Raw genomic sequence first — 14,522 nt, forward strand, 5'->3', positions numbered from 1 at the left:
GGTCATCAGGGTGCGTTGCGGGGCCGTGGGGACCGTGCGGCAGGCCCGTGTCCTGCGACGGCAACGGTCCGTGAGCGGCCCGTGCCGATGTCGGCGCGGTGCGGCAGGATGGGCCGGATGAGTCGGGAGAACGTGTCGGCCGGGCTGCCGGAGTACGCGGAGCGGGTCCTGGAGGTCGCCGAGCTGATTCCGCCGGGCAGGGTCATGACGTACGGCGATGTCGCCGAGTGGCTCGGTGCGGGAGGCCCCCGGCAGGTCGGCCGGGTCATGGCGCTCTACGGCGGCGCGGTGCCCTGGTGGCGGGTCGTCCGCGCGGACGGCGCCCTGCTGCCCGGACACGAGCAGCGGGCGCTCGGCCACTACCGGGACGAGGGCACTCCGCTCCGGGCCGCCGGGTCCTCGGCGGCCGGCCGGCTGCCGAGGATCGACATGGCGCGGGCCCGCTGGGACGGCGGCGCCGGTGACGGCGCGGACGAAGGAGCTCATATCTGACAGCTTCCGCCATCGGACGTCCGATGAGGTGACCGAGGACCCCTTCGGAGTATCCCGCGGAGTGTCCCGGCCGCACCGGGGACCCGTGCCGCGCCGCCCGCGCGAGGGCGTAGCCTCGTCAGCTCGCAGCACACCCACCCCCGGGACCGGCGTGACGGCCCCGCGGCCCGTCGCACGGTTCCCGGGCGGGCCTGCCCAGCACCGCAACCAGCACACCCACCAGGACCGGCGATCCACGTGAGCTCCTCCTTCGCGTCCCCCGCGCCGCACGGGCAGGTACGGCCGTCGGTCCACGGCGCGTACCGACTGGTGCGTACCCCGCCGGCGCCGGTCGACCCTCCTGTTCTGGACGCACGTCAGCGGGCGGTGGTTGAGCACCCCGGGGGACCGCTGCTCGTCCTCGCCGGACCGGGCACCGGGAAGACGACGACCCTCGTCGAGGCGGTGGCCCGGCGAGTGGCCGGAGGCACCGCCCCGGAGCGGATCCTGGTGCTCACCTTCAGCCGCAAGGCGGCGGTCGAGCTGCGGGACCGGATGGCCGCCCGGCTCGGCGGGGCGGGCCCGCAGGCGACGACGTTCCACTCGTACTGCTACGCCCTGGTCCGCGCCCACCAGGACGTGGAGCTCTTCGTCGATCCGCTGCGGCTGCTGACCGGCCCCGAACAGGACGTCGTGGTGCGCGACCTGCTCGCCGGACAGATCGAGCTGGCGCGGGAGGGGCGCGGCGGCGGGCGCTGGCCCGACGAGCTGCGGGCCTGTCTGACGACCCGCGGGTTCGCCGACGAGGTGCGGGCGGTGCTGGCCCGCAGCCGGGAGCTGGGGCTCGGCCCCGGCGCGCTGGACGCCTTCGCGGCCCGGCAGGGACGGCCGGACTGGCGGGCGGCCGCCTCGTTCCTGGCGGAGTACCTGGACGTCATGGACATGCAGGGCGTGCTGGACTACGCGGAGCTGGTCCACCGGGCGGTCCTGCTGGCGCGGCGGCCGGAGGTGGCGGCGGACCTGGCGGCGCGGTACGACGCGGTCTTCGTGGACGAGTACCAGGACACCGACGCGGCGCAGGTGCGGCTCCTCCACGCGCTGGCCGGGAACGCGGTACCGGGCGGAGGGCCGCGTTCCGGCACCCGGCCGCCGGGTGCGGCGCGGACCGGCGGCGCGCCGCACCCGGGCCGCACGCTGGTGGCCTTCGGCGACCCCGACCAGTCGATCTACGCGTTCCGCGGCTCCGACATCAACGGGATCCTGGACTTCCCGCAGACCTTCCGGCAGACCGACGGCGCCCCGGCCCGGGTCGCCGTGCTCGGCACCTCGCGCCGCTCCGGCGCCGGGCTGCTCGCCGCGACCCGGCTGCTCACCCGCCGGATGCCGCTCACCCGGCTGCCGGCCGACGCGGTGCGGGCCCACCGGGATCTCGCGGCGGTGCGCGACGGCGGCCGGGTCGAGGTGTTCACCTATCCGACGCCCGGCGCGGAGCTGGACAACGTCGCCGACCTGCTGCGCCGCGCCCACCTGGAGGACGGTGTGCCGTGGCGCGACATGGCGGTCCTGGTCCGCGCCGGGGGGCGCTCGATACCGGCCGTACGCCGTGCGCTCACCTCCGCGGGAGTCCCGCTGGAGATCGACGGCAACGACCTGCCGCTGCGCCATGAGCCGGCCGTGGGGCCGCTGCTCACGGCGCTGAAGACGGCGGCCACGGCCGCGCTGCGGGGCGGTGCCGAGCCGGTGTGGGAGGCCGACGGGGCGGCGGACGGGACGGGCGAGTCCGGGGACGCCGGGGGACCGGTCTCCAGGGGGGTGGACGACCGGGGGCCGGATGACGGGGGCGCGGACGATGCGCCCGCGCCCGAGGATGCGCCCGTGCCCCAGGACGGGCCCGCGCCCGAAGATGCGCCCGCGCCCGAGGATGCCGCCCGCGCCCCGGAGGACGCCGCCCCGGACGTCGAGACCGCCATCGGTCTGCTCACCTCGCCCCTGGGCGGCCTGGACAGCACCGACCTCCGGCGGCTCGGCCGGGCGCTGCGCGAGGAGGAGCGGGTGGCCGGACGGACGGTGCCCCGCCCGTCCGATGTGCTCATCGCCGAGGCACTCGCCGAGCCCGAGCGGCTCACCGCGCACGACCCGGCGTACGCCCGTGCGGCCCAGCGCCTCGGCGGTCTGCTGCGCGACGCCCGCGAGCTGCTGGCGGGCGGCGGGACCGCCGAGGAGGCGCTGTGGGTGCTGTGGAACGGCACCTCCTGGCCGCAGCGGCTGGAGCGGGCGGCGCGCCGCGGCGGCGCGGCCGGGCGCAACGCGGACCGCGACCTCGACGCCGTCTGCGCCCTGTTCGAGACCGCGGCGCGCGCCGAGGAGCGCTCGGGCGGGCGGGGCGCTCTCAACTTCATCGAGGAGCTGGACGCCCAGGACATCGCCGCGGACACCCTCTCCCGCCGCACGGTGCGGCCCGACGCCGTACGGCTGATGACCGCGCACCGCTCCAAGGGGCTGCAGTGGCGGCTCGTCGTGGTCGCGGGCGTCCAGGAGGGGCTCTGGCCCGATCTGCGCCGCCGCGGCTCGCTCCTGGAGGCGGACCGCATCGGCCGCGACGGCCTCGCCGAACCGCTCACCCCCGGCGCGCTGCTCGCCGAGGAGCGCCGGCTGTTCTACGTCGCCGCCACCCGCGCGAAGGAACGGCTGGTGGTCACCGCCGTCAAGGCCCCCGCCGACGACGGCGACCAGCCGTCCCGGTTCCTCACCGAACTCGGCGTCGCCCCGGTCGACATCGCGCACCGGCCCCGGCGTCCGCTCGCCGTCGCCGCGCTCGTCGCGGAGCTGCGGGCCACCACCGTCGACCCCGCCGCCTCCCCGGCCCTGCGCGACGCCGCCGCCCGCCGGCTGGCGCGGCTGGCCGCGCTCCGGGACGACGACGGCACGGCGGACGGAACCGGCCAGCCCCTGGTCCCGGCGGCCGACCCGGACCGCTGGTGGGGCCTGTACGAGCCGACGCACAGCGCGGTACCGCTGCGCGACCCGGACCGCCCCGTGGCCCTCTCCGGCAGCGCTCTCGACCAGCTGGCCAACACCTGCTCGCTCCAGTGGTTCCTGGGCCGCGAGGTGAAGGCCGACACGCCCGCGACCGCGGCCCAGGGCTTCGGCAACGTGGTGCACGTCCTCGCCGACGAGGTCGCCTCCGGCCGCACGCCGGCCGATCTCGCCGTGCTCATGGAGCGGCTGGACTCCGTCTGGGACGCGCTCGCCTTCGACGCGCCCTGGAAGTCGCGGCAGGAGAAGGAGCACGCGCGCGCCGCCCTGGAGCGCTTCCTGCGCTGGCACGTCATGGACCGGGCCGGCCGCTCCGCCGTCGCGACGGAGCACGACTTCGACGTCACGCTGGAGGCCGGCTCCTGCTCGGTCCGCATCCGCGGCAGCATGGACCGGGTCGAGACGGACGACGCGGGGCGCGCCTACGTCGTCGACTTCAAGACCGGCAAGGCCAAGCCGACCGGCCCCGAGGTCGCCCGGCACCCGCAGCTCGCGGTCTACCAGCTCGCCGTGGGCGAGGGCGCGGTGGACGGCGCGTTCGGGGGGCGGACGCCCGAGCAGGGGGGCGCGGAGCTGGTTCATCTGCGCCTCGGTGCTCCGAAGAAGGAGGGCGGCGACGCCCTGCCCGCCGTCCAGGCACAGGAGCCGGTGGCGGGCGACTGGGCCGGGGAGCTCCTCGCCACCGCGGCGGGCCGGGTCCTCGACGAACGCTTCGCCCCCAGCACCGGCCGGCACTGCCAGCACTGCGCGTTCCGCAACGCCTGCACCGCCCAGCCCGAGGGGCGGCACGTCGTGGAGTGACCGGGGGCGGGCGGCGCGGCCGGTCGCCTCCGCTCGCCTCCGCTCGCCTCCGCTCGCCTCCGCTCGCCTCCGGGCGCCGGACCGGTCCGGCGGGCGCGGCTGCGGCTGCGGGGGCCCGGTCGCCGGGCGCAGGCACGCGACACCGCGTGGCCCGGCCCCCGCCCCGCGCCCGATGTCGGTGGCGGCCGTTAGCCTCACTCGGATGGCAGCGCGTATCACCGACCCCGAGGAGCTCAAGGAGCTCCTGGGCATCCCGTTCACCCCGGAGCAGACGGCGTGCATCACCGCGCCGCCCGCCCCGCAGGTGATCGTCGCCGGGGCGGGCTCCGGGAAGACGACGGTGATGGCCGCCCGCGTCGTCTGGCTCGTCGGCACCGGCCAGGTCGCACCCGACCGGGTGCTGGGCCTCACCTTCACCAACAAGGCCGCGGGAGAGCTCGCCGAGCGGGTCCGCAAGGCGCTGCTGGCCGCGGGGGTCACGGATCCGGACGGGCTCCCGCCGGCGCCGTCCCCTCCGGCGGGCGGCCCGGGAACCCTCGGCGTCCCCCCGGAGCACGCCGTTCCGGCCGGGACCGTGCGGAGTGGGAGCGCGTCGGCGGAGGACGCGCCGGGTGGGCACGTTCCGGCCGAGGACGTACCGGGCGAGCCGCGCATCTCGACCTACCACGCCTTCGCCGGGCAGCTCCTCACCGACCACGGCCTGCGCATCGGGCTGGAGCCCAGCGCCCGCCTCCTCGCCGACGCCACCCGCTTCCAGCTCGCCGCCCAGGTGCTGCGCTCCGCCCCCGGGCCCTATCCGGCGCTCACCAAGTCGCTGCCCGCCCTCGTCGAGGACCTGCTCGCCCTCGACGCCGAGATCTCCGAACACCTCGTCCCCGCCGAGCGGCTGCAGGCGTACGACACGGCGCTGCTGCGCACCCTCGACGGCGCGAAGCTCGGCAACGCCGATCTGCGCAAGGCCCCCGAGGCCGCCCGCGCCCGCCTGGAGCTGCTGGACCTCGTCCGCGCCTACCGGGCGGAGAAGCAGCGCCGGGACCTCCTCGACTTCGGCGACCAGATCGCCCTGTCCGCCACGCTCGCGCGCAGCCACCCCGAGGTGGGCCGGATGCTGCGCGAGCAGTTCTCGGTCGTCCTGCTCGACGAGTACCAGGACACCTCCGTCGCCCAGCGGCTGCTGCTCGCAGGCCTCTTCGGCGACGGCACGGGGCACGCCGTGACCGCCGTCGGCGACCCCTGCCAGGCCATCTACGGCTGGCGCGGTGCCTCCGTCGCCAACCTCGACGACTTCCCCGCGCACTTCCCGCGGTCCGACGGCCGCCCCGCGCAGCGCTTCGCGCTCAGCGAGAACCGGCGCAGCGGCGGCCGCCTCCTGGACCTCGCCAACCGGCTCGCGGGCCCGCTGCGTTCGCTCCACGAGGGAGTGGAGGCGCTGCGCCCGGCCCCCGGCGCCGAACGGGACGGCGTCGTACGGTGCGCCCTGCTGCCCACCCACGCCGAGGAGCTGGCGTGGCTCGCCGACTCCGTCGCCCACCTGGTGCGCACGGGCACCCCGCCGGGGGAGATCGCGGTGCTGTGCCGCACCGCCGGGGACTTCCCGCAGATCCAGGGCGCGCTGGTGGAGCGGGACGTCCCGGTGGAGGTGGTCGGACTGTCCGGCCTGCTGCACCTGCCGGAGGTCGCGGACCTCGTCGCGGTGTGCGAGGTGCTCCAGGACCCGACGGCCAACGCCCCCCTGGTCCGGCTGCTGACCGGGCCGCGCTGGCGCATCGGCCCCCGTGACCTCGCCCTGCTGGGCCGCCGCGCCCGGACGCTCGTCCGCACCGCCGCGGACGGCACCGACCCGGACCCGGACGCGCGGCTCGCGGAGGCGGTCGCCGGGGTGGACACGGCCGAGCTCGTCTCGCTCTCCGACGCACTCGACACCTTTCTCCTGGCGGACGGGCCGGACGACGGGCTGCCGTTCTCCGCGCAGGCCCGCATCCGGTTCGCCCGGCTCGCCGCGGAACTGCGTGACCTGCGGCGATGCCTGGCGGACCCGCTCATGGACGTACTGCACCGGGTGCTGGCCACCACCGGTCTGGACGTCGAACTGTCCGCGTCCCCGCACGCCCTGGCCGCCCGGCGCCGGGAGACGCTCGGCAACTTCCTCGACATCGCCGCCTCGTTCGCCGCCCTGGACGGCGAGGCGACGCTGCTCGCCTTCCTCGGCTTCCTTCGCACGGCCGTCCGGCACGAGAAGGGCCTGGACAACGCCCTGCCCGGCGGCGACGACACGGTCAAGGTGCTGACCGCCCACAAGTCCAAGGGGCTGGAGTGGGACGTGGTCGTGGTTCCGGGGCTGGTGGGGCGGCAGTTCCCCAGCGAGCAGGCGCGCGAGTCCTGGACGGCCAACGCCAAGGTGCTGCCGCACGCGCTGCGCGGTGACGCCGACACCCTGCCGGAGATGGGGGAGTGGACCGGAAAGGGCATGGCCGGCTTCAAGACGGCGATGAAGGAGCACCAGGCCACGGAGGAACTCCGGCTGGGCTATGTGACGTTCACCCGGCCCCGCTCCCTGCTGCTCGGATCCGGCCACTGGTGGGGGCCGACGCAGCGGAGGCCACGGGGCCCGTCCGCCTTCCTGGAGGCGTTGCGGGAGCACTGCGAGGCGGGCCACGGCGAGGTCGAGGCCTGGGCCGACGCACCCGAGGAAGGGGCGGAGAACCCGGCCCTGGAGGAGGCGGTGGCGGACCGCGCCTGGCCGCTGCCGCTGGACCCCGAAGCGCTGGCGCTGCGCCGCAGGGCCGCCGAGGCCGTCCGCACCCACCTGGACCGGATCCTGGCCCGCTCGGGGGGCGTGCCCGCGGCGCGCGAGCCCGGAGGGCCGGGGGCGGAGCGGGGCGTCGGCGCGGGTGGGGCCGGGGCTGCGGTCGGTGCGGGCATGGGTGCGGGTGCCGGATCGGGTACGGGTGCCGGTTTCGGAGGCGGTGCCGGCGCCGGGGTCGGGGTCGGGGTCGTGCACGATCCGGAATGGCCCCCGCCGCCCGACGACGATCCGGAGGGCTGGGTGCTCCCGGAGGACGGCCCGTACGACGACCCGTACGACCCCTTCGAGGCCGACCCGCTCGAGGCCGACCCCTTCGGCACCGATCCCTTCGGCCTCGATCCCTTGGGCACCGATGCCTTCGACGCCGGTCCGCTCGGCGCGGGACCCGTCGACGGGGACCCCTTCGCGTTCGACGAGGCGGCCCCCGACACCGGGGCCCCCGACACCGGGGCCCCCGACACCGGGGCCCCCGACACAGGGACCCCCGGGACCGCGGCGGCCGCCGCGCCCACGCGCCACGGCACCGTGCCGCACCAGGTGCGCCGGACCGGGGCCGATCCGGAGCCGGCCCGGGACGGTGGCTCCGGCCCTGAGCACGGCCCCCGCCCCGACGACGGCCCCGGCTTCGAGGACGGCCCCGGCCCCGAGGACCAACATGGCCTCAGCCCCGAGGAGGCGCGGGCCGTCGCCTCCTGGGACCGCGACCTGGAGGCCCTCACCGGCGAGCTGCGGCGCGCCCGCGCAGCCGTGCGGGACGTGCCGGTGCCCCCGGCGCTCAGCACGTCCCAGCTGCTCCGGCTCGCCGCCGACCCGGACGGCTTCGCCCAGGAGCTCGCCCGTCCCATGCCCCGCCCCCCGCAGCCCGCCGCGCGCCGCGGCACGCGCTTCCACGCCTGGGTGGAGTCCCGCTTCGAGGAGCTCCCGCTGCCGATGCTCGGCCCGGACGAGCTCCCCGGCGGCCTCGACGGCCCCGACGACCGTACGGATCCGGACATCAGGGACGAGCACGATCTGACCGCACTCAAGGAGGCCTTCGAGCGGACGCCGTACGCGCACCGCACCCCGTACCGGGTCGAGGAGCCGTTCCAGCTGACGCTCGCCGGGCGGCTGATCCGGGGCCGGATCGACGCCGTGTACCGGGAGCGCGGGCCGGACGGCGACCGCTACGAGATCGTCGACTGGAAGACCGGCCGCGGCCGGACCGCCGACCCGCTCCAGCTGGCCGTCTACCGCCTGGCCTGGGCCGAACGGCACGGCCTGCCGCTGTCCGCGGTGACCGCGTCGTTCCTGCACGTCCGCAGCGGCGAGGTGGTCCGGCCGCCCGGGCTGCCGGACCGCGCCGCGCTGGAGCGCCTGCTCCTGAGCGGGGCGGCGCAGCCCGTGCCCGGGGGCCCGGAATGAGCCGCCGGACCCCGCCGGAACCGTGAGGAGGGCGGTTCACCGGGCCGGATAGGCTCGCAGCCATGACCTTCCCGGACAGCGCCGTCCGCGCGTACATAGAAGAGCACCGCACCGCCTTCCTCGACGACCTCGTGGAGTGGCTGCGCATACCCTCCGTGTCGGCCGACCCGGCCCGCGCGGCGGACGTGCGGCGCAGCGCCGAGTGGCTGGCCGCGAAGCTCCGCGGGACCGGCTTCCCGGTCGCCGAGGTCTGGACGCCGCCGGCCGGTGCGGACGGTCCCGGAGCCCCCGCGGTCTTCGCCGAGTGGCCGTCGGGCGACCCGGACGCCCCGACCGTCCTCGTCTACGGCCACCACGACGTCCAGCCCGCCGCGCGCGAGGACGGCTGGCACACCGAACCGTTCGAGCCCGTCATCCGCGACGGCCGGCTGCACGCCCGGGGGGCCGCGGACGACAAGGGCCAGGTCTTCTTCCACACCCTGGGCGTCCGCGCGCACCTCGCCGCCACCGGCCGCACCGCCCCGGCCGTCAACCTCAAGCTGCTGATCGAGGGCGAGGAGGAGTCCGGGTCGCCGAACTTCCCCGCCCTGATCCGTGAGCACGCCGAACGGCTCGGCTGCGACGCCGTGATCGTCTCCGACACCGGCATGTGGTCCGCGGACACCCCCACCGTGTGCACCGGGATGCGCGGGCTCGCGGACTGCCAGATCGACCTGTACGGGCCCGCCCAGGACATCCACTCGGGCTCCTTCGGCGGCGCGGTCCCGAACCCGGCCACCGAGGCCGCCCGGCTCGCCGCCGCCCTGCACGACGCGGACCGCCGCGTCGCGATCCCCGGCTTCTACGACGGGGTGATCGAGCTGACCGACCGGGAGCGGGAGCTCTTCGCCGAGCTGCCCTTCGACGAGGACCAGTGGCTGCGCACCGCCCACTCCGGCGCGACGCTCGGCGAGGCGGGCCACACCACCCTGGAGCGGATCTGGGCCCGCCCGACGGCCGAGGTCAACGGCATCGGCGGCGGCTACCAGGGCCCCGGCGGCAAGACGATCGTGCCGTCCCACGCGCAGCTGAAGCTGTCCTTCCGGCTGGTGGCCGGCATGGACACGGAGAAGGTCCAGCAGACCGTACGGGAGTGGGTCGCGGCCCGGCTCCCGACCGGTATCCGGCACGAGATCACCTTCTGGGGCGCCACCCGGCCCTGCCTCACCCCGCTGGACCACCCGGCGCTCCAGTCCGTCGTCCGGGCCATGGGCCGCGCCTTCGAACAGAAGATCCGGTTCACCCGTGAGGGCGGTTCCGGACCGGCCGCCGACCTCCAGGACGTGCTCGGGGCGCCGGTGCTCTTCCTGGGCATCTCGGTGCCGTCGGACGGCTGGCACGCCCCCAACGAGAAGGTCGAACTGGACCTCCTGATGAAGGGCGTCGAAACCGCCGCGTACCTCTGGACCGATCTGGCGGAGAATGGGCGCTCGCAGGCTGCGCCCGGCACCTCGCGCCGGTGACGCGCAGTCCCGTCGAACCACATGTCCCGTATGGGGAGTTGGAAGCAGCTGTGACCACCTGGACCGACCGCACCACAGTTCCGCAGATCAGCCTCACCGGCGCGAGCGGCATCGACCGCGCGGCGCACCACCGTCTGGACGAGGCGTGGCTGGCCGCGGCGTGGAGCCATCCCACGACGCGGGTCTTCGTGGTCTCCGGTGGGCAGGCCCTGGTCGACGACACCCCCGACGGCCGCACCGAACTCGTCATGACGCCCGCGTTCGAGGCGCCGCCGACCGAGACGCACCGCTACTTCCTGGGCACGGACGCGGACGGGGTCCGCTACTTCGCGCTGCAGAAGGACGCGCTCCCGGGGCGGATGGACCAGTCGGCGCGCCCGGCCGGGCTGCGCGAGGCGGGGGCCCTGCTGTCGGAGCGGGACGGCGCGCTGATGGCGCACGCCGTCGCGCTGGAGAACTGGCAGCGGCTGCACCGCTTCTGTTCGCGCTGCGGCGAGCGCACGGTGGTCGCGGCGGCGGGCCACGTCCGGCGCTGCCCGGCGTGCTGCGCGGAGCACTACCCCCGCACCGACCCCGCAGTGATCATGCTGGTCACGGACGCCGAGGACCGGGCGCTGCTCGGCCGCCAGATGCACTGGCCGGAGGGCCGCTTCTCGACGCTGGCGGGGTTCGTGGAGCCGGGGGAGTCGATCGAGCACGCGGTGGCGCGGGAGGTCTTCGAGGAGGCGGGTGTCACGGTCGGTGAGGTGGAGTACGTCGCCAGCCAGCCGTGGCCCTTCCCGTCCAGCCTGATGCTCGGCTTCATGGCGCGTGCCACCTCCCCGCGCATCCAGGTCGACGGCGAGGAGATCCACGAGGCGCGGTGGTTCTCCCGCGACGAGCTGACCGCGGCGTTCGAGTCGGGCGAGGTGCTGCCCCCGTCCGGCATCTCGATCGCTGCCCGGCTGGTGGAGCTCTGGTACGGAAAGCCGCTGCCCGCGGGCTGCCCGCGCTGAGCGGGGCCGCCCACGGGCAGCGAGCTGCGGTGGCCTTCGGCCGGGTGGCCGGGTGGCCGGGTGGCCGGGTGGCCGGGTGAGCCGGACGGCCCCGGGTGGTGCCGGCCGGGGCGCTACGGCCCCGGAGGGTGGCTCCGGGGCTTGGCCTGTGGCCGGGCCCCGCATCCGGAGGGGTTCCGGGACGGTCGTACGCGGCCGCATGTCCCGGCCTCGGGATACCCCGGGCCGTCGCCTTCGGGGGCGCGGCCCGCTCCCGGTCAGGCGCCGATCTTCTCCTTGACCTGGGCCAGGGACGGGTTCGGGAGAGCGGAACCATCGGGGAAGAGCACGGTCGGCACGAGCTGGTTGCCGTTGTTGACCTTCTCCACGAAGGAGGCCGACTCGGGGTCCAGCTCGATGTTGATCTCGGTGTACGCAATGCCTTCGCGGTCCATCTGGCTCTTCAGCCGACGGCAGTAGCCGCACCACGTCGTGCTGTACATCGTCACAGTGCCCTGCATCGGTCCTCGCGCTCCTTGTGGTCGGATGTGACGGTCGGTAGTGGAACGCTCAATCATTGCGGGGCATTCCCCTCCGGGGTATCCGCGCGACGCTACACGACGGCGCCGCGAAGGGGCACGAACGCGGCAGAGGCCTGCGGCGGGGCGGCTCCGGGAACACCGGCGGAGCAGCACCGCCCGGGCGGACCGTGAGCAACGGCACATGCGGCGCGGGCCGGGCTGCTGGATGGACCTGGGTGGCCGGGCGCTCTGACAGCGCCCCCGCGCACCGACACGGCCCCCGCACACAGCCACAGCCCCCCGCGCCCGGACAGTGCCCTCACGCGCCTACACAGCACAGCTCCTGCGCCCGGACAGGCCCCTCACGCGCCTACACAGCACAGCCCCTGCGCCCGGACAGGGCCCTCACGCACCGACAACATCGCCACCACGCACCGACAACATCGCCACCGCAGCCCGCCATCGCCACCGGTTCTCCCATCGCCACCGCCAGGCCCGTCCGACGCCGGGAGTGTCCCCGCCCGGGTGGGAGGCCCCTGTCCTCGCTCACCGCAGCATCCCCCGCCCCTCCCCACCCCCGCGTCCCCGCATCCACACCCCTCGGCTGCGGTACGACCGGGCGGCTGCGGCTGTGGACAACCCTCCCGGCCGTTCCGGGCGACCTGGCAGCATGGCGGGGTGACAGCAAGCAACGGTCCTCTCGCCTCCGCCACGCCCGGCACGGGAAGCCCCACCCCCCTCTTCCCGGCGGTTCCCGACTCGGCCGACGCGGTGCTCGACGGACTCGACCCCGAGCAGCGCGAGGTCGCCACCGCCCTGCACGGACCGGTCTGCGTGCTGGCCGGCGCGGGCACCGGCAAGACCCGGGCGATCACCCATCGCATCGCCTACGGCGTCCGCTCCGGAGTGCTCCAGCCGTCCAGTGTGCTCGCCGTCACCTTCACCAACCGGGCGGCCGGGGAGATGCGCGGCCGGCTCCGCCAGCTCGGGGCGGCCGGGGTTCAGGCCCGCACGTTCCACTCGGCCGCACTGCGTCAGCTCCAGTACTTCTGGCCGCGTGCGGTCGGCGGGGACCTGCCCCGGCTGCTGGAGCGCAAGGTCCAGCTGGTCGCGGAGGCGGCCGCCCGCTGCCGGATCCGCCTCGACCGCAACGAGCTGCGGGACGTCACCGGCGAGGTCGAGTGGGCGAAGGTCACCCAGACGGTGCCCGAGGACTACCCCGCCGCCGTCACCAAGTCCGGCCGGGAGGCCCCGCGCGATCCCGCCGAGATCGCCGGGATCTACGGCACGTACGAGCAGCTGAAGCGGGACCGCGGTGTCATCGACTTCGAGGACGTGCTGCTGCTGACCGTCGGCGTGCTGCAGGACCGGCACGACATCGCGGACACCGTGCGCAGCCAGTACCAGCACTTCGTCGTCGACGAGTACCAGGACGTCAGCCCGCTCCAGCAGCGGCTGCTCGACCTGTGGCTCGGCGACCGGGACAGCCTCTGCGTGGTCGGCGACGCCGGCCAGACCATCTACTCGTTCACCGGCGCCACCCCCGACCATCTGCTCAACTTCCGCACCCGGCACCCGCACGCCACCGTCGTCAGGCTCGTCCGCGATTACCGCTCCACCCCCCAGGTCGTGCACCTCGCCAACAACCTGATGGGCCGCGCCAAGGGGCGCGCTGCCGAACACCGCCTGGAGCTGGTCTCGCAGCGCGGACCGGGCCCCGAGCCGGTCCACACCGAGTACACCGACGAACCGGCCGAGGCGGAAGGCATCGCACGCCGCATCCGGGAGCTGATGACGCCGCACGAGCAGGGAGGCGGCGGCGTCCCGGCGAGCGAGATCGCGGTGCTCTACCGCATCAACGCCCAGTCGGAGGTCTACGAGCAGGCCCTCGCCGATCACGGCATCCCCTATCAGCTGCGGGGCGCCGAGCGGTTCTTCGAGCGCCCGGAGGTCCGTGAGGCGGGCGTCGCCCTGCGGGGGGCCGCGCGGGCGGGTGGCAACGACCCCCTCCTGGAGGACGCGGCCGATCTGCCCTCCCAGGTGCGCGCCGTGCTGGGCACCAAGGGCTGGACACCCCAGCCACCGGCCGGCTCCGGCGCGGTACGGGACCGCTGGGAGTCCCTGGCGGCGCTGGTCCGGCTGGCCGAGCAGTTCTCCGCCGCCCGTGCCGCCGCCGGCGCCGGGCCCCCGACCCTCGCCGACCTCGTCACGGAGCTCGACGAACGGGCCGCTGCCCAGCACGCCCCGACGGTCGAGGGCGTCACCCTCGCCTCGCTGCACGCGGCGAAGGGCCTGGAGTGGGATGCCGTGTTCCTGGCCGGTCTCACCGAGGGCATCGTGCCGATCACCTACGCGAAGACCGACGAGCAGATCGAGGAGGAACGCCGTCTCCTCTATGTAGGGGTCACCCGGGCGCGGATCCACCTCGGCCTCTCCTGGTCGCTCTCGCGGTCGCCGGGCGGGCGCGCGAACCGTCGGCCCAGCCGCTTCGTCCAGGAGCTCCGGGGCCCCGTCGCACGGGGCGCGGCGTCCCGCGGCGGCAGCGCCGGCGGCGTGGTGCGGGGCGGCACCGGCGCGTCGAGGCGGGTGAAACGCGGACCGGTCCGCTGCCGGGTGTGCGGGCGCACGCTCACCGACGCGGGTGAGATGAAGCTGATGCGCTGCGAGGGCTGCCCCTCCGAACTCGACGAGGGGCTGTACGAGCGGCTGCGCGAGTGGCGCTCGGAGCGGGCGGTGGAGCTCGGGCAGCCCGCCTACTGCGTCTTCACCGACAAGACGCTGTTGGCCATCGCCGAAGCAGTGCCGGACGAGGCGTCGGAACTCGTCATCATCGCCGGAGTGGGCCGGCGCAAGCTCGACCGGTTCGGTGCGGATGTCCTGGCCCTGTGCGCGGGGGACGATCCGGCGCACTCCCCTGTCGCGGACGCCGGAACCGACGTCGGCGACGCGCCGGACGACCGTCTCCGGCACAGCTCCGAGGACGTCGCGGACGACTGATACGAACTCGTCG

General features: G+C 75.6%; 7 protein-coding genes. 6 read left to right on the top strand and 1 reads right to left on the bottom strand.

Features of this window, described 5'->3' with window-relative positions:
- Positions 1 to 108 precede the first annotated feature (108 nt).
- From ACFYYR_RS30015 to nudC, 5 genes are all read left to right on the top strand, one after another.
- A complete protein-coding gene (locus ACFYYR_RS30015; RefSeq protein WP_388860511.1) occupies positions 109 to 492 on the top strand; it encodes an MGMT family protein in 384 nt (127 codons plus the stop codon).
- 237 nt (positions 493 to 729) lie between these two features.
- Positions 730 to 4,308 carry a UvrD-helicase domain-containing protein gene (locus tag ACFYYR_RS30020; RefSeq protein ID WP_388860514.1) on the top strand — a complete coding sequence of 1,193 codons (3,579 nt, stop codon included), beginning with the start codon at positions 730 to 732 and terminating at the stop codon, positions 4,306 to 4,308.
- Positions 4,309 to 4,510: 202 nt separating this feature from the next.
- Entirely contained in the window at positions 4,511 to 8,515 is a 4,005-nt protein-coding gene (locus ACFYYR_RS30025) for a UvrD-helicase domain-containing protein (protein WP_388860517.1), read from the top strand.
- Between the two features lie 62 nt (positions 8,516 to 8,577).
- Positions 8,578 to 10,017: a dipeptidase gene (locus tag ACFYYR_RS30030; protein ID WP_388860520.1), complete on the top strand. Its 1,440-nt coding sequence runs from the start codon at positions 8,578 to 8,580 to the stop codon at positions 10,015 to 10,017.
- 50 nt (positions 10,018 to 10,067) lie between these two features.
- A complete protein-coding gene (nudC, locus tag ACFYYR_RS30035) occupies positions 10,068 to 11,012 on the top strand; it encodes an NAD(+) diphosphatase (protein ID WP_388860523.1) in 945 nt (314 codons plus the stop codon).
- 257 nt (positions 11,013 to 11,269) lie between these two features.
- Here nudC and ACFYYR_RS30040 read toward each other — a convergent pair whose 3' ends face one another.
- Complete coding sequence (locus ACFYYR_RS30040; protein ID WP_351514773.1) at positions 11,270 to 11,512, bottom strand: mycoredoxin; 243 nt, start codon at positions 11,510 to 11,512, stop codon at positions 11,270 to 11,272.
- Between the two features lie 678 nt (positions 11,513 to 12,190).
- On the opposite strand from ACFYYR_RS30040, the gene ACFYYR_RS30045 reads away from it, so the two are divergent.
- A complete protein-coding gene (locus ACFYYR_RS30045; protein ID WP_388860526.1) occupies positions 12,191 to 14,509 on the top strand; it encodes an ATP-dependent DNA helicase UvrD2 in 2,319 nt (772 codons plus the stop codon).
- The last annotated feature ends 13 nt before the right edge of the window (positions 14,510 to 14,522 follow it).

This window comes from Streptomyces sp. NPDC001922 (genome assembly GCF_042891165.1).
Classification (GTDB): Bacteria; Actinomycetota; Actinomycetes; order Streptomycetales; family Streptomycetaceae; genus Streptomyces.